The following is a 25,351-nucleotide window of genomic DNA, read 5'->3' as shown; positions in this document are numbered from 1 at the left end:
TTGACAGAGCATACGACAGTGATGACTATCGCTGCATACGAAAGTGATTGCTTTCGCATGAGGCAGGGAGTGACACATGTCCGACACCCGAATCCCGCGCGTACTGGTCCTCGGGGCCACCGGCCACGTGGGAGCGGCGGTCGTCAGAGAGCTGGAAGCGACACCCACGGCCGTGACCGCGGTGCGTGCATCACGCAGAGCGGCGACCGTCCAGCAGTGGACCGACGAGGGCAAGGAGGCCGTCCACCTCGATCTCGACGACCCGGACACCTTCCCCGATGCGCTCAAGGGCATCGACCGGCTGTTCCTGATGACCGGCTACACGTCGGCGATGAACCACCAGGCCAAGACCCTCGTGGACGCGGCCGAGGACGCCGGCGTGGCCTTCCTGGTCCACCTGGGCGTCTACAGCGACGGACGCTCCACCGACCCCCACTTCGCATGGCACGAACTGGTGGAGCGCTACATAGCCGGCTCCGCGGTGGCCTGGGCGAACATCCACCCGCACGTGTTCATGGAGAACCTGCTGGGCATCAACCGCCTGCGGGAGGGCCACATGGTGTGGCCGATGGGCGACAAGCAGGTCGGCTGGATCGCCGCCGACGACATCGCCGCGGTCGCGGCCAAGGTCCTGGCCGAAGGCCCCGACCGGCACGCGGGTCAGGACTACTACCTGTCCGCCGATCTCCTCAACGGCGCCGAGGTCGCCGACGTCCTCACCACCGCCCTCGGGCGCACCGTCCCCGCCCTCGTCCTGACCCCGAACGACCTCCAGCACATGATCGACGCCGGACTGGACGCCACGCCGCCCGCCGGCATGGACGCCGCATACGCGGCCAGCACCTTCATCTGGGCGCGCCAGACCTACGAGGGCCGCTTCGACTACGCGGCGGTCACCACGACCACGGTCGAGGAGTTGCTGGGACGCGACCCGGTCCACCTGGATACCTGGGCGGCCGCACACCGCCAGGAACTGCTCGACCAGTTCGCCTGACGCCGCAGCGCCGCCGCCCCACAGGGATCACGTCACGGCGTCGGCCGCCTGTTTCAGCAGGGCGTTCAGCAGATGAACATCCGGTCTGCGGGCGGTGCCGGTGCGGACGACCGTGAACACCGTGCGGGTGACCGGGACCAGGAGCGGGTGCACGCTGATCCCTGGCTGCTCACCGATGGCCAGCCGGGGAGCCAGTGCGATGCCCGCTCCCGCGGCCACGAGTGACAGGAGCACGGAGAAGTCGCTGCTGCGGACACGGATGTCGGGGACGAATCCCGCGGCTCCGCAGGTTCGTTGGATCATCTGGTAACAGGAGGTCTCCGGGCCAGGCGTCAGCCACGCCTCGCCCGCCAGCCGGGTGAGGTCCATCGGCTGACCGGGCGTGAGTTCCAGACGCCGCGCATGGCCGGTGGGCAGGCACAGCAGGACCGGGTCCTCCATGAGGACGTCCTGCTGGCTGTCGCCGGGGAAGTTGCGCGGCAGCACGGAGTAGCTGTGCGCCAGGACCACGTCGACCTGACGCTTCTTCAAGGCCTCCATGGCGGCATCGGGCTCCTGCTCGACGAGCTGCACGGTGAGCGTGCGGGCCTGTTGGTCCCCGTGCTCGGCGATCAGCCGGTAGACCTCGGGCAGCAGTGTCCTTGCGGCGGAGGCGAAGGCCGCCACCCGGATCAGCCCGTGGTGGCCTCCCTTCAGCGCCTGGAGATCGGACTCCGCCGCCGCGAGGTCGGCCAGGATCACCTCGGCGTGCGCCACGAGGAGTTCCCCCGCAGGTGTCAGACGCAGGGTTCGTCCATTCTTCTCCACCACGGGCAGGCCGGCTTCACGTTCCAGGACCGACAACTGCTGCGACACGGCAGGGGCCGTCAGATGGAGGACCTCGGCCGTGGCGGCGACCGTGCCGTAGGTGTCGAGGTGCTGCAGAATTCTCAGTCGTCGCACGTCAAGCATTCGAAGTCCTCTCCGGCAGGTCTATCGACCGTAATCCTCAACGGTCCCTGTGGTCACCGAGCTGGGCATGGCAGCTCAGGGCTCAGGCGGACGGTCGCCCCACGGCGGAAGGGGCAGCAGGCTCCAGCGCACCGTGCTCCGGCCCGGGGCCGGCGGCAGCTTGCTTGTGGCGGTTGATCAGCACCACTCCGGCCACGGAGACGGCGCCGCCGAGCAGTTCGAGGGGGTGCGGGGTCTCGCCCAGCCACACGAAGGACACGAGCAGTGCCACGGGAGGCACCAGGTACAGCGCCGCAGTGGACGCCGCCATGGGCAGACGGGCGACAGCGTAGCCCCAGATCACGAACCCGAGCGCGGAAGGCAGCAGGCCCAGGAAGACCGCCGCCCACAGGGACCCGGCGGAGGCGTCCGTCACTGCTCCCACCGTCGCGGGCAGCAACGGCAGCGCGAAGACGGTCCCCGCGAGCATGGCGTAGGTCGCCACCTCCAGACCGCTGTAGTGCCGCAGCAGTGGCTTGCTCGCGAAGTGGTAGACGCCCTGGACGACGGCGGCGGCCAGCACGACGAGGGAGGCGAGGCTGAAGCCGGCGAAGCCTTCGGCCAGGGTGACGACGGCGGTGCCGGCGAGCGCAATGACACTGCCGACGACGACGTTGCGGGTGAGCGGCTCGGAGAGGAAGACACCGGCGAGCAGCACGCTGAACACCGGGGCGATCGCGATCAGCAGGCTGGCGGTACCGGCTTCGACGTGGATCTCCCCCCAGTTGAGCAGGATCTGGTAGGCGGTCATGCCGCTCAGCCCGCACAGGATGATCAGCGGCAGGTCGGCCTTTCGGGGAAGGCGGACACCGGCGAACGGCGCGATGACGAGCAGGGCGACGGCAGCGACGGCGAGCCGGAGGAAGGACAGTGCGGCGAGGCCGAGCCCTTCCACACCCACACGGATCGCGGGGAAGGCGGACGCCCACAGGACGACAGTGCCCGCCAGTGCGATGAAGCGCGGAGAGAAGAGGTGACGATTCACCTCACCAACGTGTCACTATCCACCAAGAAGAACAATTTAATGTTTTCTTGCAGAAACCCAACATCTACTTACGTGTCACTCGTGGCCTTCGCCCGCGCGGCCAGGCGAGCCCGCGACCGGCCCGGACAGCGCCCAGCCCTCCGCAGTCACCTCTGCGTGCGCCTCGCCCTCGGCGAGCGGCTCGCCGCAGTGAGCGCAGACCGGAAGAGGCGTGAAGGCGTGATCGTGGTGCCACAGCTTCATCGGCGGGGAGCTGGTCAGCCAGCGGTCCCCCCAGCGCAGCAGCTCGCGGATGACGCCGATCAGGTCGGCGCCGGCCTCGGTGAGGTAGTAGCCGCCATGGCGCGGCGCGTCGGGTAGCGGACGGCGCTCCAGGACGCCGTCGGCGACCAGGCTCTTGAGCCGGGCGGAGAGGCGGTCGGTGGGAGCGCCGGTGTTCTTGGCGATCTCACTGAAGCGGTGGTTGCCGAATGTGACCTCGCGGACGGCGAGCAGCGACCAGCGGTCGCCCACCACCTGCAAGGCGGCGGCGATCGAACAGGGGCGACCGGGGACGCCGTAGGGGTCGTTGGTTCGAGTGCTCATGATCCGAGTATGCCGCGGCTACTTTGGATGTCAAAGCTTGGGCAATACCGAGGCTCCTCCCCCTGCTGCGGTTTGAATCTCAAAGCTGCTCATGCTTCGCTGGTCGCATGAGCCCATCGGTTTGGTTTTCAAAGCAGCGTGTGGCGTCGACCGTCATCCTCCTGGCGGTCTTCATGACCAACCTCGATCTGTGGATCGTCAACGTCGCGCTGCCCGCCATGGGCTCGTCCTTCGCCTCCTCGTCCGGCCAGGCGGCCACGCTGGGCTCGTTGTCCTGGGTGCTCAACGCCTACGCCATCGCCCTGGCGGCCCTGCTCGTCGTCGCGGGCCGTATGGGCGACCGGATCGGACAGCGACCGGTGTTCCTCGCCGGCGTCACCGTCTTCACCCTCGCCTCGCTCGCCTGCGCCCTGGCACCGGACCTGGGGACCCTGGTGGCCGCCCGAGCCCTCCAAGCGGTGGGCGCAGCCGCTCAGTTGCCCACCTCCCTGGCGCTCCTGCTGGCCTCCGTGCCGACGGAGCACCGCACCCGCGCCACCCGCAACTGGGCGGCCGTGGGCGGGCTCGCCGCCGCCACGGGCCCCGTCGCGGGCGGGCTGCTGGTCCAGGTCGACTGGCGCTGGGTTTTCGTGATCAACGTTCCCATCGGTATCGCCACCGTGGCGGCAGGGCTGCGTGTTCTGCCCTCGCCCGCCCGGAGGGAGCAGGGCCGCCTGCCGGACCTGACGGGCGCCGCGCTGATCACCCTGGCGATCGCCGCGTTGTCGGGTGCGCTGGTGCAGGCTCCGGACTGGGGGTGGCTAGACACCAGGAGTGTCGGGCTGTTCGCTCTCGCGCTGGTCGGCGCCGCCGTCTTCGTCCGCCGCTCGATCCGGCACAGTCACCCGCTGTTCGAGCTGCCCTTGCTGCGCCTTCCCCAGTTCGGCGCCGCGAGCACGGGCACGTTCGTGTTCGGCGTCGCCTTCGCCATCATGCTCCTGTCCAACGTGCTGTGGTGCCAGGAGATCTGGCACTGGAGCGCCCTGCGCACCGGCGTGGCCATGGTCCCGGGGCCCGCGCTGGTCCCTGTCGTCACCCTGCTCACCGCACGCGCCGCACAGCGCCTGGGACACGGGCCGCTGGTCGCCACGGGCGGGCTGCTCTTCGCCGCAGCGATGCTCTGGCGCACCTGCTTCGCTTCCCTCGACGTCAACTACTGGCTCGACCTGCTGCCCAGTCAAGTCCTCGGCGGCGTGGGCGTCGGGCTGACCCTGGGCACGCTGGTCGCCGCCGGCGTCAGCTCCCTGCCCGGCCACCGGGCGGCCACCGGATCGGCCCTGGTCAACTCCGTGCGCCAGATATCCGCCACCGTCGGCGTCGCGCTCCTCGTGGCCATCGTCGGCACGCACGTCGGCCCCGCCCAACGCCAGGACTTCCGCGCCGCATGGCTGGTGGCCGCGGCGCTGAGCGTCGCCGCGGCCGCCGTCGGTGTCCGGATCACCCGCACCGCCGCCCGCACCCGCGAGGCCGCCGCCGCGGCTCCCGCACCGGCCACCCCCTGACCGAACCGCGCTGAACCACTCACCCTCACACCTGCTCAAGCCCCCCACGCAGCGAAGGAAAAGCACTCATGACACGCATCCTCATCGTCGGCGCCGGGGCCACCGGCGGCTACTTCGGCGCCCGCCTCGCCCGCGCGGGCCGCGACGTGACCTTCCTGGTCCGCCCCCGCCGCGCCGCCGCACTGCGCGCCGACGGGCTGCGCATCACCGCGCCGGAAGGAACCCAACGCCTGGACCCGAAGCTGGTCACCGCAGAGGAACTCGACGGTCCCTACGACCTGATCCTGCTGACCGTGAAAGCCGCTCACCTCGACGCCGCCCTCCAGGACCTCAAGCCGGCGGTCGGCCCACACACCGCGATCGTCCCCTTCCTCAACGGCATCGACCACCTCGACGTGATCGACACCCAGTTCCCCGCAACCGTCCTGGGAGCCGTCGTGAAGGTCGCCGCGCAGCTCACCCCGGACGGCGCCATCACCGTATCGGCCCCGGGGCGCGAGCCTCGAGATCGGCGAACTCGACGGCCTTCAGACAGACCGTCTGCGCACCGGCGGCCGCCACGCTGGACGGCGCGGAGCCGGAGCGGTTCACGACGCCGGAGTGGACGGCGATGCTGGCCCCGAAGTACGCGGGAGAGAACAGGGCCACCATCCGACCCTGTTCCAAGGCCGCGTTCATCTTCAGGATGAAGTTGTCGCCCGTTCCCCAGTCCCAGCAGTCCAGCTCGACTTCGTGGCCGGCGTCGAGGAGCTGCCAGGCGATCCATTCCGCCCATGCCCGATCCGCACCCGCATGACTGACGAACCACACCCCGTCAGACGCCTGGTCACGCCCCTCGACCGCACTCATCGCGCCCCCGAAACCACGATTTCTCACCGCCCTCAGCGTAGAGGTCGAGGCCCCTGCCCAGCCCCGGTCTTCACCAGGCCGCAGGGCCCTCGCTGCTGCGGGGCGGCACCCCACGGCACCGGCCCCGGAACCAGCCCCTGGCCGACTCGTGGCGACGGATCCCCGTGCCGCTGCCGACGCCGAGCCCCAGGCGCCACCCGAGGGCCCTTACCGCTGGCCCTCAGCGTGACTTGCCCCAGCCTGTCGACCTCCCGCACCAGCGCCAGCCGGGTGCGCGGAGGAGCCGCCGCCGACACAGGGGCAGCCCCGAGCGGCTTCTGCCTTGTGGCCGCCCGTTCACGGTCCAAGTGCTGATCTTCTGCTCAGGCAGCTCGCAGGCCTGTTCTGTCGGGTGGGTGTGTAATGGGAGGTGCGAGGTGGTCCGGGCGGAGAGCAGAGCCATGAGTGACCGCGTGCAGCGCCCCCTGGGGCCGGATAGTGCTAGCGCTGAGGTGTGGAAGGCGCCCCAGTGGGGTGCTCAGGCTCCGGACCGGGTGGTGTTCCCGGGGTACGGCAGGCCGATCGAGCCTGAGCAGCGGGAAGCGGAGCTGACGCGGTTCGTCGGCTCTATGGCGGCGCGAGGGTGGACCGAGGTCCACCGCATGCCGGGCGCGGTGCTCCTGGCCCAGATTCAGCGCGCCGACGGTGCTGCAGCTGTCGCGGTGGGTGCCACCGGTGTCGCCGCGGGTGCGACGGTCGGCGGGGTCGGTCTTCTGGGCGTGCTGACCGGCATCGGAATGATCATCTTCGGTGCGCTGCTGACTCTTACGATCATCGGCGCCGTCATCGGGCTCCCCATGATCGCTGCGGGGGCCGCTGTCTTTACCGGGGGCACCGCGGCCGCCACAGCTGGCGGTGCGGTCGGGGCTGCCGGCATGGCAGCCGGGATCAGCGGAACCGCCATGCATGACCAGACACTCCGCCTCCATGTCTGGATCGATGACACGGGGCGCATCTTCACCAAAGCAGCGTGACCGCCCACAATCCGCGCAGCAGTACTCGCTCGGGACCCGGCATCGGACCCACCACCGGTTAGGACACGGCTACAGCGCAAGCTCGGCGTACACAGACCGATCGATGGGCAGCCACACCCCCCGAAACTCAGGGTGTGAGAACACCGAGTCTGGGATGGCCCAGGAATGCGGTGTAGCAGCGGACGGCACGAAGGCCGATCCCGAACATTTCGCTACCGGAAGACGAACGCACCACCCCCTACCACCGCACCCACCCCTCCCCCATCCAGACTGCTTTGTCCCCTTCCTGGATACCGCCACGCCGTCACGAATCGTGAAGCATCCAAAGAAGACTCAACCGACCGGGTGAACCCCAACACTCCAGCCCAGCACAGCAAACAGAGCCTGCTACCAACCCGCGAACATGCGCCCTTTCCTACACTGCTCCGCCACGTCCAAGCCGGAGGCGCACTGCCCGCCAAGGCCGGTGAACTGGTGGTGCAGGGCGAAGACCTGGCCGTGTGGATCGCCGGACAGACCGCCGGGTGGGACAAGCTGACCCCGGCACAGCACTACCTCCTGGAGAGCCTCGGGGTGGACCCGGACGCCACGGGGCGCGAGGTGCGGCCAGCGCGGCGGTCCCAGGATGAGCTGTGGGAGCGGAACATGACCGCCGCACGCCAGTTCCACGCCCGGGAAGGGCATCTGTGGGTACCTCGCCAGCACCGCGAAGATCTTGATGGGGAGCTGCTCGGGCTGGGGTCATTCATCTCCAACGCCCGAAGGCGAGCCGACAAGCTCAGCCCCGAACGACGCGAAGCACTGACCGCGTTGGGCATGCGCTGGTAAGCGTTGGTGAGGGGAAGCGGGCTGCCGCAGGACGTGTCTACGCGGGAAGCAGGCGGAGTCACTCCCCTGAGGTGCGTACGTCCGGATCTTCGCCAAGCCCTTTGAGCCACCCCAGCACCTCAACAGACTTCAGAGTGTCGGGATGGCCCTTGCCCAACACCCGCCGCCGCCGGGCGTGCGTCTCCTCCTCCAACACCACCGCCTCCCCCACCCGACCCACCTGCCCCAAGTGAATCGCCTGGTTAGACGCCGTGCGCAGCACGTCCGGATGCTCCCCACCCAACACCCGACGCTGTACCGCCAGCGTCTCCTCCCCCAACACCACCGCCTCCCCCACCCGACCCACACGAGCCAGATGGGCGGCCAGACTTGCCGCCGTGGTCAGCGTGTCCGGATGCTCCCCACCCAACACCCGACGCAGTGTTTCCAGGGCCTTCTCATCCAGGGCGAGGGCTTCCTCATCTCGTCCCAGCTCACGAAGCCAGACGGCACGGCTGTTGGCGCTGTCCAGGGTGCGACTGTGATCGTCGCCGTTAAGGCGTCGGCGGCGGGCGAGAGTGTCTTCGTTCAGGGCGAGGGCACGCTCAGGGTCCTGAGTGTCGCCGTAGGCGCGAGCCAGACAGTGGGCGGCGCGCAGGGTGTCCTCGTGGTCAGGGCCCAGCTGCTGCAGGCAGCTGTCGTACAGCCGTTGCAGGCGCTCCCGGACGGGGCGCGCCTGGCCGCGGTCCATCAGATACCAGCACGCATCCTCCACCACCTTGCGTCCCAAGCTGGTGGTGAGCTGGGCGGGGTCGAGGGCGAGGGCGTGGGGGAGCAAGACCTGCCAGGCCGGCCACCATCGCGGCTGGGCCGAGTCGCCGGGGAACGCCGCGATCAGGAGGGTTTCGGCTTCGGCCCGCGCCTGGCCGTGCTCCTGACCGGTCATCAACCCCGCGAGCATGTCCTGGGTGAGACGGTGTAGTTGGAGCGTGCCGTCTTGGACACGTGCCAGGCCGTGCCGGGCGATCGCCTCGACCGCGCTGCCCGCTGCCAGCCGTGAACCCATCGTCTCCGCCAGGAGAGCGGAGACCTGGTCGGGGATATGACCGGCGCAGGTGGTCAGGGGAAAAGGCTCGGGCGCCAGCAGAGCCAGGGCATCCACCACCGCAGCTGCGCCCGGATGCTCGGCCTTGAGGCTCGAACGGGTGAGACGGACCTGCGCGGCCAGGCCGGCCCGGTAGCCAGGCGGAGGATGATGCGCCATCACCTCCACCAGGTTGGCCACCAGTTCCTCATTCAAGTCTTCCGCCGACAGGCCCCGCACCAGGAGGGCTGCGGCCTGAGCAAGGGCGAGCGGGAGATCATCCAGGGTGGCAGCAATGGAGCTGGCGTCCGCATCGGTCAGGACTGCACCCTGCGCGCGCAGCAAGGCCACCGACTCGGTCCGGGAGAGGGTGTCGACGTCGACGGGGACGGCGTAGCTGGTCCACAGCGGGTTGCGGGAGGTGATCAGCACATGCCCGGGCCCGCCGGGCAGGAACGGAGCGAGAGCGGCGGGGTCTTCCGCGTTGTCGAAGATCAGCAACCAGCGTGAGCGGGTGCGCAACTCGGCAAGCACGGCGGAGACGGCGTCGGCGGAGGGTGTGCCCGCGGGTGCCGCACCGGTGTCGACGGCGAGGGCTGCAAGCTGGCCGGGGATCAGAGCGGGGTCTTCCGAGGTGATCCACCAGACCAGCTCGTACTCGCCGGCGAAACGGTAGGCGTACTCGATCGCCAGCTGGGTTTTCCCCACCCCGCCGCGACCGTGCAGGGCTTGGACCGCCACGCGGCTGTTCGCCGCCAGTGTCTCACGTGTGTGGACCAGCATGCTGTCACGGCCGGTGAAAGCAGCGTTCCGGGCCGGCACGTTCCACACCCGCGGCAGACTCCCCGGCAACCGCGGACCACTCCCACCCACCCGCGACAACATCCCCGGCGGCCGCCCCGGCGCCCGGGTGGGTCGGGCAGGCCCAGTCACCGCACGCAGCAGCGCCTTACAAGCTGCCTCGTCGTCCAGGCCGAACAGATCGGTGACGATCAAAGGACTCAGGATCGGCGGTGTGGGCGCCTGCGCGATACGGACCGGAGTGATCCTCTCCTGCCGGGCCACCATCGCCGTCCACTCCGGAGTCGTGAACCGCTCCGGCTCGAAATACGCGGGCGAGAACAGGGCGAGAAACCGGCCGCGCTCAAGAGCGGCGTTCATCTTCAGCACGAAATTGTCGCCCGCACCCCAATCCCAGCAGTCCAACTCCACCTCGAGACCGGCGTCCAGGAGCTGCCAGGCAATCCACTCCGCCCACGCACGATCCGCCCCGGCATGACTGACAAACCACACGCCATCCGACGCCCCGTCAGACGCCCCCGTTGCCGTGCCCATCGCTGTCCCCCGACACCACGCTGCTGGTACTGCATAGACCAGCGTAGAACTCGGGCGCCTGCCTAGTCCCAATCTTCTGCGCTTCTGGCCTTCAGGCAGGGAGGCCTTCCCACCGTGCCCAGGAGCCTGTCGAATGCATCGGGCGTCCAGAGGAACCTCTAGCCTCCTTCAAAGCGGCCTTGGCGCAATATCTCAGGTGATTGACTCCGGATCATGGACAAGTTGGCAGGTGAGTGGTGGGAGTCGGGTTCTTGGTGGCAGTTCATCATCACGGTCTTGGCGAGCTTGCTGGTTGGTGCGGTGGGAGCCTGGGCTGCCATGAGGTCTGCGAACCCTCAGCGGAAGATCCACTGGTGGGTACAGTCCAACACTGCGCTGTTCGACAGGCCTGCCGGCGACGGTGATCTACTGAACGTCAGCCTGGGGTCCACGCGACTGTCGAGTCCTCGCATCGTCGAGCTAGTCATCTCGAACTCAGGAGAACGCGATGTGACGGCATCGATGTTCCACGAGGGGGAACCGATCAAGTTCGACTTCGAGCATGCTGTAGCGGCTGTCCTGGATGTTGCGACCGATCCGGACGGAACTCTCCTGCCTCAGATCGAGACATGGCAGACGCTGATCCCCGGCACCGGAGGCAGACACCGCGGAGGCCTGGTCATCAAGCCTGCTCTTCTCCGACGAGGCCAAACCGTCACAGTGACTGTCCTCGTCGATGGGGAAGAGAGGCCGGTGCGATGTGTGCAGTTTCCGCTGATCGATGTAGAGCAGTCCACTATGCGTCCTGCCTCCTTCTCCCGCGAAGTAGCCAACGCTTTTGAGGGCACGGCCCTGTACATCGGACCGTTCAGGATCCGTCTCAGTCGCTGAGAGCGGGCTATGGGCGGTGCTACTGAAGGGGGTCGGCATGATGTGGATTGCTGAGGATACGGTGCGGGCGCAGCAAAGCCAGCCGGTCTCGAAGGCATGCTGCCAGGTGGGACAAACTGACACCGACCCAGCGCCACCTCCTGGAGAGGTGCGGCATCGACCCCGACACCACAGAGCAGGTGCGACCGGTGCGGCGGTCCCAGGATGAGCTGTGGGAACAACACATGGCCGCCGTCCGCCAGTCTTATGCCCGTGAAGAGCACCTCCGTGTGCGTCGCCAGCACCGCGAGGACGTCGACGGCGAACTGCCGGGCTTGGGGTCGTTCATCTCCGACACCCGCCGCCGCGCCGACAAACTCAACCCCGAACAACGCGATGCGCTGACCGCGTTGGGGATGCGCTGGTAGGCGCCTTGGGAAGGGGAAGCGTACTGCCACGGGAAAGAGGCGGAGTCACGCCCCCGAAGCGCGTTCCTCCGGATCTTCGCCTTGTCGCCCTTTGAGCCACTCCAGCACCTCAACAGACTTCAGAGTGTCGGGATGATCCTCACCCAACACCCGCCGCCGCCGGGCGTACGTCTCCTCCTCCAACACCACCCCCTCCCCCACCCGACCCACCTGCCCCAGACGGACGGCCAGGTTGGACGCCGTGAACAGCGTCTCCGGATGCTCTGCCCCCAGCACCCGCCGCTGCACCGCAAGCGTCTCCTCCCCCAACACCACCGCCTCCCCCACCCGACCCACATCCCCCAGACGGACGGCCAGGTTGGACGCCGTGCGCAGCGTGTCCGGATGCTCTGCTCCCAGCACCCGACGCTGCACCGTCAGCGTGTCCTCCTCCAAGGCGAGGGTTTCCTCGTACCGCCCCAACGCCTGCAGCCCAACGGCCAGGGCGACGGCACTGGCCAGGGTGTCGGGATCCTCGTCGCCGTAGAGGCGTCGGCGGCGGTTAAGGGTGTCTTCGTACAGGGCGCGGGCGCGCTCGTGGTCGCGGGTGTCGTTGTAGACACGGGCCAGGGAGTGGGCGGCCCGCAGGGTGTCGTCGTGGTCCGGGCCCAGCTGCTGCAGGCAAGCGTCGTAGAGGCGTTGCAGACGTTCCTGGGCCGGGCGGGGCTGCCCGCGCTCCATCAGATACCAGCACGCCCACCCCACCACATCCCGTCCCCGGCTGGTGGCGAGCTGGGCAGGGTCGAGAGCCAGGGCGTGCGGGAGCAGTACCTGCCAGGCCGGCCACCACCGCGGATCGCCGACGTCACCGGGGTCGGCTGCGGTCAGCAGGGCTTCGGCATCCGCCTGCGCCTGATCGTGTTCGGGGCGGGTCATCTGTCCCGTGAGCAGGTCCTGGGTGAGACGGTGCAGGGGCACGGTGCCGTCCTGGATCCGGGCCACACCGTGCCGGGCGATCGCCTCCACCGCGTCCACCGCCGCGAACCGCGAACCCACCGCCTCCCCAAGAAGAGCGGACGCCCGCTCGGGAAGCCAGCCGGCGCAGGTCGCCAGGGGGAAGGGTTCGGGGGCCAGAAGCGCCAGCGCCTCCACCACCGCGGCCGCCCCGGGATGCTGCGCCTGGAGGCGGGAACGGGTCACGCGGACCTGCGCAGCCAAACCGGCCTGGTAGCCGGGCGGAGGGTTGCGCTTCATCACCTCCACCAAGTTCGCCGCCAACTCGGCCTTCAAGTCCGCCGCCGACAGACCCCGGGTCAACAGTGCGGCCGCCTGCGCGAGCGGGAGATCACCCAGGGTGGCAGCGATGCCGTCGGCGTCGCCGTCGGTCAAGACCGCGCCCTGCGCACGCAGCAGAGCCACCGACTCAGACCGGGAAAGAGTATCGACGTCGACGGGGACGGCGTAGCTGGTCCACTGGGGGTTGCGGGAGGTGATCAGCACATGCCCGGGCCCGCCCGGCAGGAACCGAGCGAGAGCATCGGGGTCTTCCGCGTTGTCGAACACCAGCAAGCAGCGGGACATCCCACCCAGCTCCGCCAGCAACAGCTCCACCGCGGCAGCTGATGGTGTGCCCGCGGGCGCGATCCCGGTACGGGCGGCAAGCGCGGCGAGCTGGTCGGGGATCAGCGCGGGGTCTTCCGAGGCGATCCACCAGGCGAACTCATACTCGCTGGCGAACCGGTAGGCGTACTCCAGGGCGAGCTGGGTCTTGCCGACCCCGCCCCGGCCATGCAGGGCCTGCACGGCTACTCGCTGCCCGGACGCGAGCGCTTCCCGCAGATGCACCAGGAGGCTGTCGCGGCCGGTGAACGCCGCATTCCGGGCAGGGAGGTTCCGAACCCGCGGCAAGGAACCCGGCAGACGCGGCCCCGTACCACCGATCCTCGACAACATCCCCGGCGGACGCCCCGGCGCCCGGCCGGGACGGGACGGACCGCTCACCGCACGCAGGAGTGCCTCGCGGGCTGCCTGGTCGTCCAGCCCGAACAGATCCGAGGCGATCAACGGACGCAGCACAGGCGGTGGTGTGACGTCCGCGATGCGTACCGGAGTGATCTTCTCCCGCATCGCCAGCATCGCCTCGTACTCGAGGAGGGTGAACCGCTCGGGATCGAAGTAGTCCGGGGAGTACAACGCCAGCATCCGGCCGTGCTCCAGGGCCGCATTCATCTTCGCAATGAAGCTGTCACCCGCGCCCCAGTCCCAGCAATCCAACTCCACCTCAAGGCCGGCCTCCAGGAGCTGCCAGGCGACCCACTCCGCCCAGGCTCTGTCGGCACCCGCATGACTGATAAACCACACCCCGCCCGACGTGCCGTCAGACACCCCCGCACCCGCACCCATCCCTGTCCCCCGACACCACGCCGCTCGTACTGGATAGACCAGCGTAGAGCTCAGGTAGAGAGCCGGACGTACTCTTCACCTTCCTGCGACCAATGGCCGCCGTACAGGCACCGGAAGCGGCCTACAGAGGGGCAGGCGCACAGAGCCCGATCCACGGACAGGCTGCGGGAGCAGACCACGATGGCTTTGCTCACGAGGTTGGGTTCTGGCTCAACTTGTGTGGCGCGGCCACTCTGAGTGACAGCCGGGCACCTTCGAGCCGTACCTGAAGTCGCCCGAAAATGGTTCGTGGGCAAGGTGGTTGGGCTGACGGTTCGGGACCGTGGAAGAGGTCGTGCTCCGGCTGAAGGAGCTGTTGTTGCCGTCGATCGCGGACGTCGCGGTGCTGTCGGTGGACGTGAACATCGAGACAGTGCGTGTTGATGCGCGATGCATCGCGGACGGCGCCATATGCCCGGTCTGCGGGGTCTGGTCGAACCGGGTTCATGGTTCCTACCTGCGGTTTCCCGCTGATGTGCCGAGCGGTGGCCGAAGTGTTGTTCTCCAGCTGAGGGTCCGTCGGTTCATCTGCGGGAACTCGGGCTGTGCACGTCGTACGTTCGTCGAGCAGATACCCGGTCTGACACGCCGGCACGGCCAGCGGACTGAACGGCTGCGCTCGACCTTGGCCGCGGTCGGTCTGGCCCTCGCTGGCCGGGCCGGTGCCCGCATCGCCCGGGTTCTCGGAGTGTCCGTCAGCCGCAGTACGGTGCTCCGGCTGGTGGACGCTCTTCCCGAGCCCGAGGTGGCCGCTCCACGTGTGGTCGGCGTCGACGAGTACGCCACCCGCAAGGGCCGCCACTACGGAACCGTCCTGGTCGACATCGAAACGCGCCGCCCCATCGACCTGCTGCCCGACCGGGAGGCATCCAGCCTCGCGGCCTGGCTCACCGAACGACCAGGCGTTGAGGTCATCTGCCGGGACCGGGCACCGTTCTTCGCCGAAGGCGCCGCCGCCGGCGCACCGCAGGCCGTCCAGGTCGCGGACCGGTGGCACCTCTGGCACAACCTGAGCGAAGCCGCCGAAAGAGCCGTCGCCCAGCACCGCCGCTGCCTCAGCACTCTCGTCCCGACCGCCCCCGAACCCGAGCCTGAGCCTGAGCCCGATCCGGAAGAAGAGCCGTCCGGCTCGCCTTGGCCGACCGGCCATCGGTTCGCCGACCGTACCCGGGCCCGGCACGCTGCCGTCCACGCACTGGTGGAGGCCGGGCACAGTCGCCGCTCGATCCAGCGTCATCTCGGCATGACCTGGCGGACCGTCAAGCAGCTCGCCGACGCAGCGACCCCGGAAGAACTGTTCACCGGCCAATGGCAAAACCGGCCCTCAGTCCTCGACGACTACAAGCTCTACCTGGACGACCGGTGGAACGAGGGTTTCACCAACGCCTGGAAACTGTGGGAGGAGATCGTGCCGCTCGGCTACAAAGGCAGCTACCAGCGCGTCCGTGCCTACCTGCACAAGAAGCGCACCTCGCCGCGGCCGGTGACCGCCCGACCACCGTCGCCCCGAACGGTCGCCGGATGGATCCTCAGGCAACCGGAGACCCTCACCGAGCCCGAACGGCTCCAGCTCAAGACTGTCCGCACCCACTGCCCCGAGCTCGACGCCCTCACCCGGCACGTCCGTTCCTTCGCGGTGATGCTCACTGAGCGCCAGGGCGAGCGTCTCCCGGACTGGCTCAACGCCGTCCGGCAGGACGACCTGCCCAGTCTCCACACCCTCGCCGCCGGCATCGATCGCGACCTCGACGCCGTCATCGCCGGATTGACCCTGCCCTGGAGCTCGGGTGCAGTCGAAGGCCATGTCAACCGGATCAAGATGCTCAAGCGCCAGATGTTCGGGCGTGCTGGCTTCGCCCTTCTGCGGAAGCGCGTCCTGCTCGCACAGTGATCGAAATGTCAGCGGCTGATGCGAAGATCCGGGCGGCAACTACACGAGGAGATCAACATGGGCACCTGGGACACTGGCCCCTTCGACAACGACTCGGCCGCGGACTTCGCCGGCGATCTCGACGACGCGAAACCCGAGGACCGCGAGGCACTGATCCGTGGCGTCCTGACGCGCACCGTCGACGCCACGGGCTGGCTCACCGAAGGAGAAGAAGCGGTGGCCGCAGCCGCACTGATTGCGGCGCAATGCCCTGGCGGCGAGCCAATCGACACACCTTACGGCCCAGAAGAACCCATGCCCGCCTTCCCTGACGATCTCCGGACGCTCGCGGACAAGGTTCTCGCCCGCATCATCAGCGACCAGGCCGGAGCAGCCTCGAACTGGGTCGACCCGGAGGACTGGAAGCAGTGGCGAGCCAACCTCAACCGCCTTCGCGCAGTTCTCGCTCCGCCATCACCGTCCATCCCGCTGTTCGATGTCGAGCGGTGACACAGTGTCACCTTCCACAGAACCTGAGCCAGAACCCATTCTCGTGAACAAAGCCATCCGGGCCTTCACCGCCAAACACCCGGGTGACGGCCGCAGGCCGCGGCCGTGTACATCACGACGACGGAGCAGCGGACGGGCAGCGGAATGCCCCTGGGCTGGAGTCCATTCATCGCGGCACGCGCCCAGCGAGGAGATGCCGGACCTGCGGCCCACCGAGACCACGGCGCGCAGGGTGCCGGTCGGCGAAGCGGCGAGGGCGGAGGAGGACTTCGCGGACCCGAAGCTCTCCGAAGCGCTCCAACGGCTCGCGGCACACGACCCGCCCGCGCATGGGGACGTCCTGCGCGTCCATCTGCCGACCTCCCACGTCACCCGCGTGAAGCTCTGACCTGACCGCCCGTGCCTGCGGGCGCCCGACGAGGGGTGCCCGTGCGGAGGTGCACCGTGCCTGTTCCGGTCCTCTGCCACGTCTGCCCCGGCGGCCACTACCAGGCCGAGAACCCGTGGACCTACCGCTGCCGTTTCTGCGGCAGCCCGGCGACGGAGTCGGCGTTCCCCGCCCAGAGCAACGAACGGCTCGTCATGTTCGCGGGCGTACTCCAGATCCTCCCGGTGCCTGACGGCCAATAGGTGTTCACCCCCGATCGGCGCTGCTATGCCCCGCATCTGGGGGTTCTCATCCGGGCCATGCGCGTCCGCAACGCGGTGTTGCCGTCGACATCGAGGCAGCACCCGGCCTTCGACGAGGCCATCCGGCCGCCCGCACACGCAGCCGGCACCCGCGCCCCGTGAGCGCCCCGGCTTTCCGGCCGCCGCCACCGCGTCCGTCCGCTGCGAACCGGCCGCACCCGTACGCCGAACCGGCCCCTGAACCAGAGCGGTTGACCCATGCCCGTGTCCCACTCCGTGTACGCCATGTCCGGCGTCGCGGTAGCGCCGCCCCGGGAGTGGGCAGCGCTGAATGAGTCGCTGCGAGCCCAGGCACACCGCCCCGCAAGCGAAGACTCTGCCGACGCGCGCGTGCAGCTGTTCACGGTCGGCGACGTCGAACACATCGTTCTCGGCGCGGGCTACGAGCAGCCCCAACCCACACGTACCGGGCAGTTACCTCTCTCCCGATCATCGCCGGGTGGGATGAGGCCCTGCTTGAGCTGGTCGGGAACCTGGGGCTCACGGTCTTGTCCGGTCCGTGCTGGCACGTCGTGCACGATCTGAGCTGAGGCCGGGACTCGTAGGCCGGGACCGTCACACGGAGCGCCTCAGACGCCCCGAGTAGCCACGTTTTCGCAGTTCATAGGGTATCTAGCCCTCACCCTAGAACACACTATTATTGCTTTTTGGGGCGAGGGGGTGACACCCCAACCGCCCCAATTCGCCGCACAGGCAAGGAGAAGGAGCGCCCCATGGCCACCGCCGTCTCGACCCAGCCCACTGAACCCGTCGCACCTGAGGAGGAGTCCGCCACAACGCAGATCGTGCTGCTCGACCCGGCGCAGGTGGTGCGCGACGAGCAGAACGCCCGTGAGAGCGACACCGAACCGGACGAGGAGCTGATCGCCTCCGTCAAGGAGATCGGTGTCGAGGAGACCATCAGCGTCCGGCCCCAGCCCGACGGCACCTACGGCGCGTTCAAGGGCTGGCGGCGCGCACAGGCACTACAGATCGCCAACGCCACCGCCGAGCAGGACGGCCGCCCGGTCCGCCGGATCAAGGCGCACGTGCGGGAGGACCTGGTCGGCCGGGACGGCTGGACCCGGTTTTTGTCCCTGGTCGAGAACAAGCACCGCGAGGGAATGAGCGAGCGCGACATCCTCAAGTCGCAGGAGCTGGCCCTGATCGACATGAGCGACATCGAGAGGAAGCAGGCCACCCGGGCCCTCGGCGTCGGCCGCCACGCCGCCCAGCAGGCCAAGGCGGCGCAGAAGCTCGATGACGCGACGCTGCGCCGGGCTGCGGCCGGTGGCATGGACCTGGAGCAGACCGCCCAGCTCGCCGAGGTCGAGCACGTCAGCGGCGCGGAGCGCCGACTGCTGCGCGCGCTGAAGCGCGACACCGAGGAGGGCAACGGCGGGCGCGGCCACTGGGACCAGGAGCTGGCGCTGCTCAAGGCCGAGCAGGCCGACGCCGAGGCGCGGGCCAGGGCCGTGGAAGACCTCAAGAAGGCGGGTATCGAGCTGCTGGGGCAGCCGTGCTGGGGGCAGAAGGACCCGTCCAAGCCGCTGGCCGAGCTGACCACCGGGCTGGGCAACCCGCTCAACCAGGACAACCACAAGAACTGCCCCGGTCACAGCGCCCGACTCGACGACGAGCACCAGCCCGTCTGGCACTGCTCCGACCCGGCCGCGCACGGCCACAAGGTCCGCCCCCAGGCGAAGAAGCCCCGCACGCAGGAGGACGAGCAGCGGGCGGAAGAGCGGCGCAAGGTCATCGCCTGCAACCGGGCGTGGAAGGCCGCTGCCGGTCCCCGTCAGGACTTCGTCGCCCGGCTCGTGCGGATGAAGACCCTGCCGGAGGCGGCCCGCGTCTTCGCGCAGGAGGTCGTGCTCACCGTCCCGTACTTCTACAGCTCCTGGACCGACAAGCACGAGAGCGCGACCGTCGCCCGTTTCCTGGGCATCAAGGACCCCGAGCATGCGAACCTGGCGGAGACCGCGGTGCAACTGCCCAAGGCACGTGTCGTCAACGCGCTGTTCGCGCACGTCGCCGCCGCCTGCGAGTACACCATCCGCGAACCCAAGACCTGGTCGCACCTCAACGCCCACCAGGCCCGCTACCTGCTGCTCCTCGAAGCGCTCGGCCACGACGACAACGGCAGCTACCGGCTGTCCGAGGTCGAGGACGAGGCGGTCGCCCGCCACCGGCCCGACACCGCCGCCTGACCGAACCTCCCGCGCAAGCCCCGGCCGGACACGCCCGTGCCCGGCCGGTACCCCCACCCTCCATGCCACAGAGAGGCGAACCAGCATGACCGTCACCATCGACGACGACGTCGACTTCATCGGGAAGCTGGGCACCGGCCCTGCCTTCATCCCCCTGACCCGCCTCACGAACAGCATCATGCCAACGCCAGGAGGTCCCCCTTCCGCAACCTGACGGGGATGGGAGGTCACCGGCCCGGGTTATTCCGGCTTGTGGACCATGAAGCTGGCGATCGTTCCCTTCACTCCTTGGCCGGGAGTGTGCGCCAGTTGCGCGGTGACAACGAGCCCAGCTTGCTGCAGCAGTTCGGAAATGCGATCCGCCGGCAGCCGATAGGACTCGAAAGACGCCGACTGGTCCCCATACGCCACGGTCCGACGCAGATGCTCATCCTTCCCCACACGGCAGACGAGCATCAGATGCCCCCCAGGGGCCAGGGTGCGGTGGAACTCGGCGAACACAACTGGCAGCAACTCCGGCGGCGTGTGGTGAGTCGAGTAATAGGCCAGAATCCCGCCTAGATCGTCGTCGCCGATCTCCAACGCAGTCATGGAACCCACAGAAAACCGCAGGTGAGGATAAGCCTCACGGGCCAGTTCGATCATCTTCGGCGACACGTCGATACCGAATGCCGAGAGCCCCAGGTCGGCCAGGTGCGCTGTCACCTTCCCCGGACCACACCCCACGTCCGCGACCGGTCCGCGACCAGATGCCTGCACCACTTCGGCGAACGCGGCCAGCATCGCCCGCGACAGCGGGTCCAGTTCGGCAGGTGCCTTGACGCTTGCTGCGTAGTCGGCAGCCACGGTGTCATACGACTCCCGGACCCCGGCGAGATAGGCGATGTCAGTCACCCCGCAAACCTAGCCCCACGTTCACCAAGGCCACACGGGAATCCGCCACCACCTTGATCGCGAGCCTCATAGCGGACCCGTCCTTGCGCGAGCTGTACGGGGACAGCATCCCCGACACCGACCGCCCCGCGCTGGTGCTCTACCCGCTCTGGCGACCGCACACCTGCGGGCGGGGCGGCCGCCCGGCCGCCCCGCCCGCAGGGCGCCAACTCACCCCTCCCTCAAAGCCTCCTTCTGGCTCCGTTCCTCACGAAAGCGACGCGTCACCGCCATGTCCGCCCCCGCACAAGCCCCGGTGCTGGTGATCAGCGACCGCAGCGACGACGATCCGGTCGGCCTGCGCACGAGCCCCGTCCCCCGCCTGCACCTGCCCTCGCCGTTGTTCAGTGCCGAGGAGTACGAGCGCGCGCCGCTCGTGCTCCTGGACGACCGCAGCTACACCGCCTTCACGCTCCGCCACCTGCCGCACCGCTCAGGTCTGATCGTCGTCCTGGCCGACCCCGACGACGGCACCCTCTACCCCCGGGCCGCCGCCATCGGAGCGGAGGCCGTCATCCGGGCCGACGGCAACCTCAACTGGCTGCATCTGCGCCTGCACGACGCCACCGGCTGCCGCTACGCCCACTGGGAAGCGCTCCTCGCCGCCGGCCCCGCCGACCCTTCCCCACCGGCCAGCTGACATCCGGCAGGCAAAGCCCGCGGCACGCCACCGATCCGAAGGAACTCACGCCATGCACGCGATACCCCAACGCTGTGCCCACCGGCCGCTGGCGGGCGGCCTGGTGGTGCCCTACGTGACCCTGATCCACGACGGTCACGCCGCCTTCGGCGTCCTCGACGCCGACAAGACCATCAACGCCTTCCGGCGGCGCCTGTGCCAGATCTGCGAACAGCCGCTGGAGAAGCGGTGCTTCCTGCTGGTGCGCCCGGCCGATGTCGTCCAGGGCTCTTCCCCGGAACCGGCCCTGCACCCCGAATGCCTGCCGTACACCGCCGCGCACTGCCCGATGCTGAACGGGACCCGCACGCACCACCGCCGCGGACCGGTGCTGGCCAGCCACCCCGCCGGACAGCCGTGTTCCGATCCGTCCTGCCGGTGCCTGTCCCGCACGACGGACGAAGGGCACCCCGCCCGCAGCGGCAGCCCCGCCGACCGCTACGAGGCCTGGATGATCCACACCCGCACCTACCGCCTCGCCTTCAGGTCCGAGCGGTCCGAGGCACCCTTGGGCATCAGCCTCGACGCACCCGTCCTGCGCCGACGTGTGCTGCGCACCGCCACCCTCACCCCAGACCAGCAACGCCTGATGGACCTCTTCAACAGCCTCATGAACGAGGCCTGACCGCCCCTGTCACATCACACAGAACAGAAAGGGAAACCGTCATGCCGATCACACCGGACCCGACCACGCCCGCAGGCAAAGCCGTCCTCAATCTGGCCGACCTGATGGACGACCTCCAGGACCGCACCGGCGAATGGCCCGGGACGGACACCGTCACCATCCTCGACAGCTGGCTGCACCGCTTCACCTTCGCCGTCCCCCGCGACCTCACCATGCAGCCGGCGGGGCGGGCGTGGGTACTGCGTACGTGGGACCTGTGCACCGATGCCGTCACCCTCTGGGCCGACGAAGCCTCCGCCGTGGCCTCCCTCGCACAGCAGGTGCGCAACTCCTGGGACGACGTGGCGGGCACCGAAGGCTTCCCCCTGAGGCCCCCGGCCGACGACCAGGCCGTCGTGGACCTGTACTACGGCCCGGACAAGCACTGCGGGGACGAAGGTTATGCGCTGTATCCCGCCGACATCTCCCGCCACGTCCGCGCGCCCGGCAGCCTCAGCCTCTGCGACGACGACGCCTGCGCCACGGCGAACAGCACCGCGGTCTTCCACCCGATGGACGGCCCCGAGGGTGAAGGTCTGCCCTGCATCGAGATCGCGGGAATCCTCGTCTTCGCCTACCTCGACGCAGACCGCCAGGCCGTACGCATCTCCGTCGATCTGGACACCACCGCCAAGCAGTTGGTCCGCGCCGACGGCACGGTCCCGATACTGGTGGAGATCGGCGACACCACGGTGTCCGACAACGTCACCCCGCCGGAGCCGACCGGATGGACAGCCCGGATACGGCGCCTCGCCCGCCGCGCCGGACGCTCGGGCGGGCAGCGCCGACAGGGGAGTTGACCCCACCCCTAGATACACTATTATTTTATGTTGGAGGTGTTCGTATGGCCCCGTCCGTCACGCACGTGTCCGGCACCGTCACCGGTGACGTGGAAGTCCGCTTCACCCAAGCCGGCATCGCCGTCTGCCGCTTCCGCCTCAACCAGACCCCCACCCGGTGGGATACTGCCGCGCAGAAATGGCGCGACCTGGAGCCGATCCCCTACATCTGCACCGCCTGGCGGGACCTGGCCACCAACGCGACCGAATCGCTCGTCGACGGAGTCCACGTCCTGGTCAAGGGGCGCATCACCGGAGTCAAGGACGACTCCATCCACCTGAGCGTCGACGACCTCGGCATCAGCCTGCGCAGGCGCATCGCCTACACCGAAACCAGCCTGCCCAGCCCCATCGCCGCCCGCCCCGTCACCGCTCCCCCGGCCACCTCTCCCCCGGCGCCGCAGCCCGCCACCGCGGCCCCGCCCCCCGGGCGACCGGGCAGCCCGCCCGACTGGTGGGAGCAGAAGCGGTCCGCCAACTGGTCCTAGCCCGGCCACTCCACCGCAGCTGCCGACGGCACTCCCCTTCCCGTCGGCAGCTGATCACTTCCCCCTTCGCCCGCCCCGGCGCGGCACCGGGTTCTCCTGCCGGTGCCGCGCCCTGCCCGAAAGGCCGGCCTCTCATGCCCGCACGCGTCCTGTCCGACCGCGCCGCACGCGCCGCGCTCGCCGCCCACTTCGCCCCCGGCCAACTCGCCGCTGACCTCGCCGAGTACACCCCGGCCGAGGTGTGGGACCGGCGCCTCCGCGACGACGGCAGCGGGCTCCTTGCCTCCTACCGGCCACGCGAGGAACTCGCCCGAGCAGAGCTGACCTGCCCGTTCGTCATCCCCTCGGACGATGAGTGGCCCACCGCGCTCACCGACCTGGGACCCGTATGCCCGCTGGGTCTGTGGGTCCGTGGCCGCGAGCGGCTTGCGCAGCTGACCGGCAGCGCGGTCGCCGTGGCGGGCAACCGGGTCCCCACCGAGCGGGCTGTCACGCGCGCGCACGACTTCGCCACCGCCCTCGCCGGGGCCGGTCACACCGTCACCGCAACGCTCGCCTACGGCGTCGACTCCACCGCCCACCAGGCCGCCGCCGAGACGGGTGGGGCGTCCCTCGCCGTCCTGCCGCGCGGCCTGGACGGTGTCCACCCCCACACGCACGCCCCGCTGCTGCGTTCCGTCGTCGGCAACGGCGGCGCCGGGGTCAGCCTCTACCGGCCCGGCACCCCACCCAGCGGCGCGACGCTGAAGGCGAGCGCCGTGGTGCTGGCCGCACTCGCCCGGGCGGTGGTCCTCGTCGAGGCCCTGGACCACGTCTCGGCGATGTACACGGCCGAAACGGCCATCAGCCTCCATCGGCCCCTGCTCGCCGCGCCCTCCACCGGCGACGTCCACTCCAGCGGCAACACTCGCCTCATCGACAAACAGCTCGCTGTCAACAGCGCGGACCCCCGTCTCGCTCTCGCCCTGCCGCATGCGCGCGTGGCCCGCGCCGGCGATGTCGCGGACGGCGACCTGCTCCTGGTCGCGGTCAGCGAGGAGGGAGCCGACTACTTCACCACCCCCTACATCGCCCACCCCGAGCCCTTCGACCCGTCCTGCGGCTGCGGCGCGTGCTGCCTCATCACAGCGCCCGACGAGGTGGTGGTGCTGTCCCAGGGCGACCTGTGGGAGTCCTGCGACCCCTGGCCCGTCGACGACCGCCTGCTCATCGTCTCCGCCCAGCATCTGCACGACCGGCCCCTCGAGGAGTGAGTGCCGCCATGTCCCTGACGCCGTACACGCCGTCACTGCCCGGCCTCAGCGCCGCCGACGACGACCTCGACACCATCATCAACTGGGGCGTGGGCGCCGACTCCACCGCCTACCTCGCCAAGACGCTCACCGCCCCGGCCGCCCACGGCATCGACCTCGACCGCACCGCCGTCCTCTATATGGCCACCGGCAGCGAGTGGCCAGAAACCCGGCTTCTGGCCGACGAGTTCATGCTCCCGCTGCTGCGCGAGAACGGCGTGCGCTTCGTCCAGCTGGCACGCAACGGGCACCTGAAGTCCGACGGGTTCACGATCCTGGACGACTCCCGCCACCCCGAGAAGCTCTTCGCCCGCGGGCCGTGGACGCTCTGGGACACGACCAGGAGTCCGTCGGCACCGTGCCCCAGGTCGCCGGCACCCGCAAATGCTCCCTGTGGGCGAAGGCCGACGTCGGTGACTGGTGGCTCAAGCAGGTCTTCGGCGGCCGCCCGTTCCGGCAGATCATGGGCCTCAACGCCGACGAGGAAGGCCGCCGCCTCGGCGACCAGGTCACCTCGAAGATGCCCGGGCGCACCGGTGAGTTCCCCCTCATCGACTGGGGCTGGACCCGGCAGCAATGCGAGGCCTACCTGCTGGAGCGGTTCGACGTGCACTGGCCGAAGTCCTACTGCACCTTCTGCTTTATGTGGAATCAGGCAAAGGCCAGCGCTACCGCCTCACTTCCTGGGCAATCGATCACGCTCGGCCCGACTCGGTCACCGCCTCCAGCGCCGCATCGTGCCCTCACCCCTTTTTCGAAGGATGTACGAGTACGACGACCCTCCCAAGTCGCGCAATAACTTACGCTTCAGCCTGGGAACCTTATACGAGCGAGTGAAGTAGTCATGGCAATACTCTCCGCACATCAATTCATAAGCGCGCTCGAAGTGTTGCATGTAGACCGGACCGAAGCGCCCCCCAGTCGAGGGACGCTGATCCACATCATCCATACCCCCGCGAACAGCCTCCACAAAGGGGCGGATTCGAGGCCAAGTGTCCGCCACGACCACGCTGTAATAAGCGCGCTCCTCAGTCAACGGCGACATGCCATGGAGGCTATACAGTGCAGAGGATTCCAACGCAGCAAGCCCCGTACGAAGTTCCTCAACAGAGGAGATCTCACACCCATCCAAGGAGTGACTACGAAGCAGCAGGCCCAACTCCTTCATGCCATCCTCCCGGCCGAGGACTTCCGCAATGAGTGAGCCATGATCGCAAAATAGCGTACGAACTTCCTGGAATTTGACACCTTCCAGCGGCTCAAGGGCCTCCGCCATTGCCAAAATGTGACGCGTTTTCAGAGTCTCATCTAACTGA

The 25,351-nt window shown here is 68.9% G+C and carries 26 protein-coding genes and 1 pseudogene; 19 read left to right on the top strand and 8 right to left on the bottom strand.

Going from position 1 to position 25,351, the window contains the following annotated elements:
• The first annotated feature begins 76 nt into the window (after window positions 1–76).
• Window positions 77–994, top strand: coding sequence for an NmrA family NAD(P)-binding protein (locus ACFUO4_RS44045; protein WP_383496498.1), 918 nt, complete (start codon window positions 77–79; stop codon window positions 992–994).
• Between the two features lie 27 nt (window positions 995–1,021).
• Here the strand turns inward: ACFUO4_RS44045 and ACFUO4_RS44040 are convergent, their stop codons facing one another.
• The 3 genes from ACFUO4_RS44040 to ACFUO4_RS44030 all read right to left on the bottom strand — a co-directional run bounded on the left by ACFUO4_RS44040 (window position 1,022) and on the right by ACFUO4_RS44030 (window position 3,554).
• Window positions 1,022–1,945 (bottom strand): LysR substrate-binding domain-containing protein, encoded by a 924-nt coding sequence (locus ACFUO4_RS44040; RefSeq protein ID WP_383496495.1) that lies wholly within the window; start codon window positions 1,943–1,945, stop codon window positions 1,022–1,024.
• Between the two features lie 82 nt (window positions 1,946–2,027).
• Entirely contained in the window at window positions 2,028–2,969 is a 942-nt protein-coding gene (locus ACFUO4_RS44035) for a DMT family transporter (protein WP_383496492.1), read from the bottom strand.
• A 75-nt stretch (window positions 2,970–3,044) separates the two neighbouring features.
• On the bottom strand, window positions 3,045–3,554 hold the full coding sequence (locus ACFUO4_RS44030) for a winged helix-turn-helix transcriptional regulator (protein ID WP_383496489.1): 510 nt from the start codon (window positions 3,552–3,554) through the stop codon (window positions 3,045–3,047).
• Window positions 3,555–3,694: 140 nt separating this feature from the next.
• Between ACFUO4_RS44030 and ACFUO4_RS44025 the strand changes: the two genes are divergently transcribed.
• Together ACFUO4_RS44025 and ACFUO4_RS44020 are read left to right on the top strand one after the other, a co-directional pair.
• A complete protein-coding gene (locus tag ACFUO4_RS44025; protein ID WP_383496485.1) occupies window positions 3,695–5,095 on the top strand; it encodes an MFS transporter in 1,401 nt (466 codons plus the stop codon).
• Window positions 5,096–5,163: 68 nt separating this feature from the next.
• Window positions 5,164–5,529: pseudogene (locus ACFUO4_RS44020) on the top strand (2-dehydropantoate 2-reductase N-terminal domain-containing protein); the annotation flags it as partial.
• 40 nt (window positions 5,530–5,569) lie between these two features.
• On the opposite strand, the gene ACFUO4_RS44015 reads toward ACFUO4_RS44020, so the two are convergent.
• The gene (locus ACFUO4_RS44015; protein ID WP_383496482.1) at window positions 5,570–5,971 is read right to left on the bottom strand and encodes a toll/interleukin-1 receptor domain-containing protein; all 402 of its coding nucleotides are present in this window, start codon (window positions 5,969–5,971) and stop codon (window positions 5,570–5,572) included.
• Window positions 5,972–6,384: 413 nt separating this feature from the next.
• Here ACFUO4_RS44015 and ACFUO4_RS44010 point away from each other — a divergent pair, with 413 nt between their 5' ends.
• Window positions 6,385–6,957, top strand: a complete 573-nt coding sequence (locus ACFUO4_RS44010; protein ID WP_383496479.1) for a DUF5362 family protein — start codon at window positions 6,385–6,387, stop codon at window positions 6,955–6,957.
• Between the two features lie 345 nt (window positions 6,958–7,302).
• Window positions 7,303–7,785: a helicase associated domain-containing protein gene (locus ACFUO4_RS44005; protein WP_383496476.1), complete on the top strand. Its 483-nt coding sequence runs from the start codon at window positions 7,303–7,305 to the stop codon at window positions 7,783–7,785.
• A gap of 58 nt (window positions 7,786–7,843) precedes the next feature.
• On the opposite strand, the gene fxsT (ACFUO4_RS44000) is transcribed toward ACFUO4_RS44005, so the two are convergent.
• Window positions 7,844–10,183 carry an FxSxx-COOH system tetratricopeptide repeat protein gene (fxsT, locus tag ACFUO4_RS44000; protein ID WP_383496473.1) on the bottom strand — a complete coding sequence of 780 codons (2,340 nt, stop codon included), beginning with the start codon at window positions 10,181–10,183 and terminating at the stop codon, window positions 7,844–7,846.
• A gap of 213 nt (window positions 10,184–10,396) precedes the next feature.
• On the opposite strand from fxsT (ACFUO4_RS44000), the gene ACFUO4_RS43995 reads away from it, so the two are divergent.
• Both ACFUO4_RS43995 and ACFUO4_RS43990 read left to right on the top strand, forming a co-directional pair.
• Window positions 10,397–11,053 carry a hypothetical protein gene (locus ACFUO4_RS43995; protein WP_383496469.1) on the top strand — a complete coding sequence of 219 codons (657 nt, stop codon included), beginning with the start codon at window positions 10,397–10,399 and terminating at the stop codon, window positions 11,051–11,053.
• 179 nt (window positions 11,054–11,232) lie between these two features.
• On the top strand, window positions 11,233–11,460 hold the full coding sequence (locus ACFUO4_RS43990; protein WP_383496466.1) for a helicase associated domain-containing protein: 228 nt from the start codon (window positions 11,233–11,235) through the stop codon (window positions 11,458–11,460).
• Window positions 11,461–11,505: 45 nt separating this feature from the next.
• On the opposite strand, the gene fxsT (ACFUO4_RS43985) is transcribed toward ACFUO4_RS43990, so the two are convergent.
• Entirely contained in the window at window positions 11,506–13,824 is a 2,319-nt protein-coding gene (fxsT, locus tag ACFUO4_RS43985; RefSeq protein ID WP_383496463.1) for an FxSxx-COOH system tetratricopeptide repeat protein, read from the bottom strand.
• Between the two features lie 340 nt (window positions 13,825–14,164).
• On the opposite strand from fxsT (ACFUO4_RS43985), the gene ACFUO4_RS43980 reads away from it, so the two are divergent.
• From ACFUO4_RS43980 to ACFUO4_RS43955, 6 genes are all read left to right on the top strand, one after another.
• Window positions 14,165–15,772 carry an ISL3 family transposase gene (locus ACFUO4_RS43980; protein ID WP_383496460.1) on the top strand — a complete coding sequence of 536 codons (1,608 nt, stop codon included), beginning with the start codon at window positions 14,165–14,167 and terminating at the stop codon, window positions 15,770–15,772.
• Between the two features lie 57 nt (window positions 15,773–15,829).
• Window positions 15,830–16,261 carry a DUF4259 domain-containing protein gene (locus ACFUO4_RS43975; protein ID WP_383496458.1) on the top strand — a complete coding sequence of 144 codons (432 nt, stop codon included), beginning with the start codon at window positions 15,830–15,832 and terminating at the stop codon, window positions 16,259–16,261.
• A 193-nt stretch (window positions 16,262–16,454) separates the two neighbouring features.
• Window positions 16,455–16,649, top strand: a complete 195-nt coding sequence (locus ACFUO4_RS43970; RefSeq protein WP_383496455.1) for a hypothetical protein — start codon at window positions 16,455–16,457, stop codon at window positions 16,647–16,649.
• A gap of 56 nt (window positions 16,650–16,705) precedes the next feature.
• Window positions 16,706–16,891: a hypothetical protein gene (locus ACFUO4_RS43965; RefSeq protein WP_383496452.1), complete on the top strand. Its 186-nt coding sequence runs from the start codon at window positions 16,706–16,708 to the stop codon at window positions 16,889–16,891.
• 773 nt (window positions 16,892–17,664) lie between these two features.
• Window positions 17,665–19,140 carry a ParB/RepB/Spo0J family partition protein gene (locus ACFUO4_RS43960; protein ID WP_383496449.1) on the top strand — a complete coding sequence of 492 codons (1,476 nt, stop codon included), beginning with the start codon at window positions 17,665–17,667 and terminating at the stop codon, window positions 19,138–19,140.
• Window positions 19,141–19,225: 85 nt separating this feature from the next.
• Window positions 19,226–19,354, top strand: a complete 129-nt coding sequence (locus ACFUO4_RS43955) for a hypothetical protein (RefSeq protein WP_383496446.1) — start codon at window positions 19,226–19,228, stop codon at window positions 19,352–19,354.
• 26 nt (window positions 19,355–19,380) lie between these two features.
• Here the strand turns inward: ACFUO4_RS43955 and ACFUO4_RS43950 are convergent, their stop codons facing one another.
• Window positions 19,381–20,034 carry a class I SAM-dependent methyltransferase gene (locus ACFUO4_RS43950; RefSeq protein ID WP_383496443.1) on the bottom strand — a complete coding sequence of 218 codons (654 nt, stop codon included), beginning with the start codon at window positions 20,032–20,034 and terminating at the stop codon, window positions 19,381–19,383.
• Between the two features lie 271 nt (window positions 20,035–20,305).
• On the opposite strand from ACFUO4_RS43950, the gene ACFUO4_RS43945 reads away from it, so the two are divergent.
• The 5 genes from ACFUO4_RS43945 (at window position 20,306) to ACFUO4_RS43925 (ending at window position 23,996) form a co-directional block, all read left to right on the top strand.
• On the top strand, window positions 20,306–20,713 hold the full coding sequence (locus ACFUO4_RS43945; protein WP_383496439.1) for a hypothetical protein: 408 nt from the start codon (window positions 20,306–20,308) through the stop codon (window positions 20,711–20,713).
• 52 nt (window positions 20,714–20,765) lie between these two features.
• A complete protein-coding gene (locus tag ACFUO4_RS43940; protein WP_383496436.1) occupies window positions 20,766–21,377 on the top strand; it encodes a cell envelope biogenesis protein OmpA in 612 nt (203 codons plus the stop codon).
• 41 nt (window positions 21,378–21,418) lie between these two features.
• The gene (locus tag ACFUO4_RS43935; RefSeq protein WP_383496433.1) at window positions 21,419–22,216 is read left to right on the top strand and encodes a hypothetical protein; all 798 of its coding nucleotides are present in this window, start codon (window positions 21,419–21,421) and stop codon (window positions 22,214–22,216) included.
• A gap of 44 nt (window positions 22,217–22,260) precedes the next feature.
• The gene (locus ACFUO4_RS43930) at window positions 22,261–22,743 is read left to right on the top strand and encodes a single-stranded DNA-binding protein (RefSeq protein ID WP_383496430.1); all 483 of its coding nucleotides are present in this window, start codon (window positions 22,261–22,263) and stop codon (window positions 22,741–22,743) included.
• 134 nt (window positions 22,744–22,877) lie between these two features.
• Window positions 22,878–23,996: a DNA-processing protein DprA gene (locus ACFUO4_RS43925; RefSeq protein ID WP_383496427.1), complete on the top strand. Its 1,119-nt coding sequence runs from the start codon at window positions 22,878–22,880 to the stop codon at window positions 23,994–23,996.
• A 32-nt stretch (window positions 23,997–24,028) separates the two neighbouring features.
• Here the strand turns inward: ACFUO4_RS43925 and ACFUO4_RS43920 are convergent, their stop codons facing one another.
• Window positions 24,029–24,328, bottom strand: a complete 300-nt coding sequence (locus ACFUO4_RS43920; RefSeq protein ID WP_383496424.1) for a hypothetical protein — start codon at window positions 24,326–24,328, stop codon at window positions 24,029–24,031.
• 65 nt (window positions 24,329–24,393) lie between these two features.
• Here ACFUO4_RS43920 and ACFUO4_RS43915 point away from each other — a divergent pair, with 65 nt between their 5' ends.
• Window positions 24,394–24,834 carry a hypothetical protein gene (locus ACFUO4_RS43915; RefSeq protein ID WP_383496421.1) on the top strand — a complete coding sequence of 147 codons (441 nt, stop codon included), beginning with the start codon at window positions 24,394–24,396 and terminating at the stop codon, window positions 24,832–24,834.
• The last annotated feature ends 517 nt before the right edge of the window (window positions 24,835–25,351 follow it).

The organism is Streptomyces sp. NPDC057280 (assembly GCF_042668605.1).
Taxonomy (GTDB): Bacteria; Actinomycetota; Actinomycetes; order Streptomycetales; family Streptomycetaceae; genus Streptomyces.
This window is presented reverse-complemented; position numbering and strand designations above follow the sequence as displayed.

Excerpts from the sequence above, each read along its gene's own strand:
- ACFUO4_RS44045 (WP_383496498.1), top strand. The coding sequence starts at position 77 with ATGTCCGACACCCGAATCCCGCGCGTACTGGTCCTCGGGGCCACCGGC.
- ACFUO4_RS44040 (WP_383496495.1), bottom strand. The coding sequence starts at position 1,945 with ATGCTTGACGTGCGACGACTGAGAATTCTGCAGCACCTCGACACCTAC.
- ACFUO4_RS44030 (WP_383496489.1), bottom strand. The coding sequence starts at position 3,554 with ATGAGCACTCGAACCAACGACCCCTACGGCGTCCCCGGTCGCCCCTGT.
- ACFUO4_RS44010 (WP_383496479.1), top strand. The coding sequence starts at position 6,385 with ATGAGTGACCGCGTGCAGCGCCCCCTGGGGCCGGATAGTGCTAGCGCT.
- fxsT (WP_383496473.1), bottom strand. The coding sequence starts at position 10,183 with ATGGGCACGGCAACGGGGGCGTCTGACGGGGCGTCGGATGGCGTGTGG.
- ACFUO4_RS43995 (WP_383496469.1), top strand. The coding sequence starts at position 10,397 with ATGGACAAGTTGGCAGGTGAGTGGTGGGAGTCGGGTTCTTGGTGGCAG.
- ACFUO4_RS43975 (WP_383496458.1), top strand. The coding sequence starts at position 15,830 with ATGGGCACCTGGGACACTGGCCCCTTCGACAACGACTCGGCCGCGGAC.
- ACFUO4_RS43970 (WP_383496455.1), top strand. The coding sequence starts at position 16,455 with ATGCCGGACCTGCGGCCCACCGAGACCACGGCGCGCAGGGTGCCGGTC.
- ACFUO4_RS43960 (WP_383496449.1), top strand. The coding sequence starts at position 17,665 with ATGGCCACCGCCGTCTCGACCCAGCCCACTGAACCCGTCGCACCTGAG.
- ACFUO4_RS43955 (WP_383496446.1), top strand. The coding sequence starts at position 19,226 with ATGACCGTCACCATCGACGACGACGTCGACTTCATCGGGAAGCTGGGC.
- ACFUO4_RS43945 (WP_383496439.1), top strand. The coding sequence starts at position 20,306 with ATGTCCGCCCCCGCACAAGCCCCGGTGCTGGTGATCAGCGACCGCAGC.
- ACFUO4_RS43940 (WP_383496436.1), top strand. The coding sequence starts at position 20,766 with ATGCACGCGATACCCCAACGCTGTGCCCACCGGCCGCTGGCGGGCGGC.
- ACFUO4_RS43935 (WP_383496433.1), top strand. The coding sequence starts at position 21,419 with ATGCCGATCACACCGGACCCGACCACGCCCGCAGGCAAAGCCGTCCTC.
- ACFUO4_RS43930 (WP_383496430.1), top strand. The coding sequence starts at position 22,261 with ATGGCCCCGTCCGTCACGCACGTGTCCGGCACCGTCACCGGTGACGTG.
- ACFUO4_RS43925 (WP_383496427.1), top strand. The coding sequence starts at position 22,878 with ATGCCCGCACGCGTCCTGTCCGACCGCGCCGCACGCGCCGCGCTCGCC.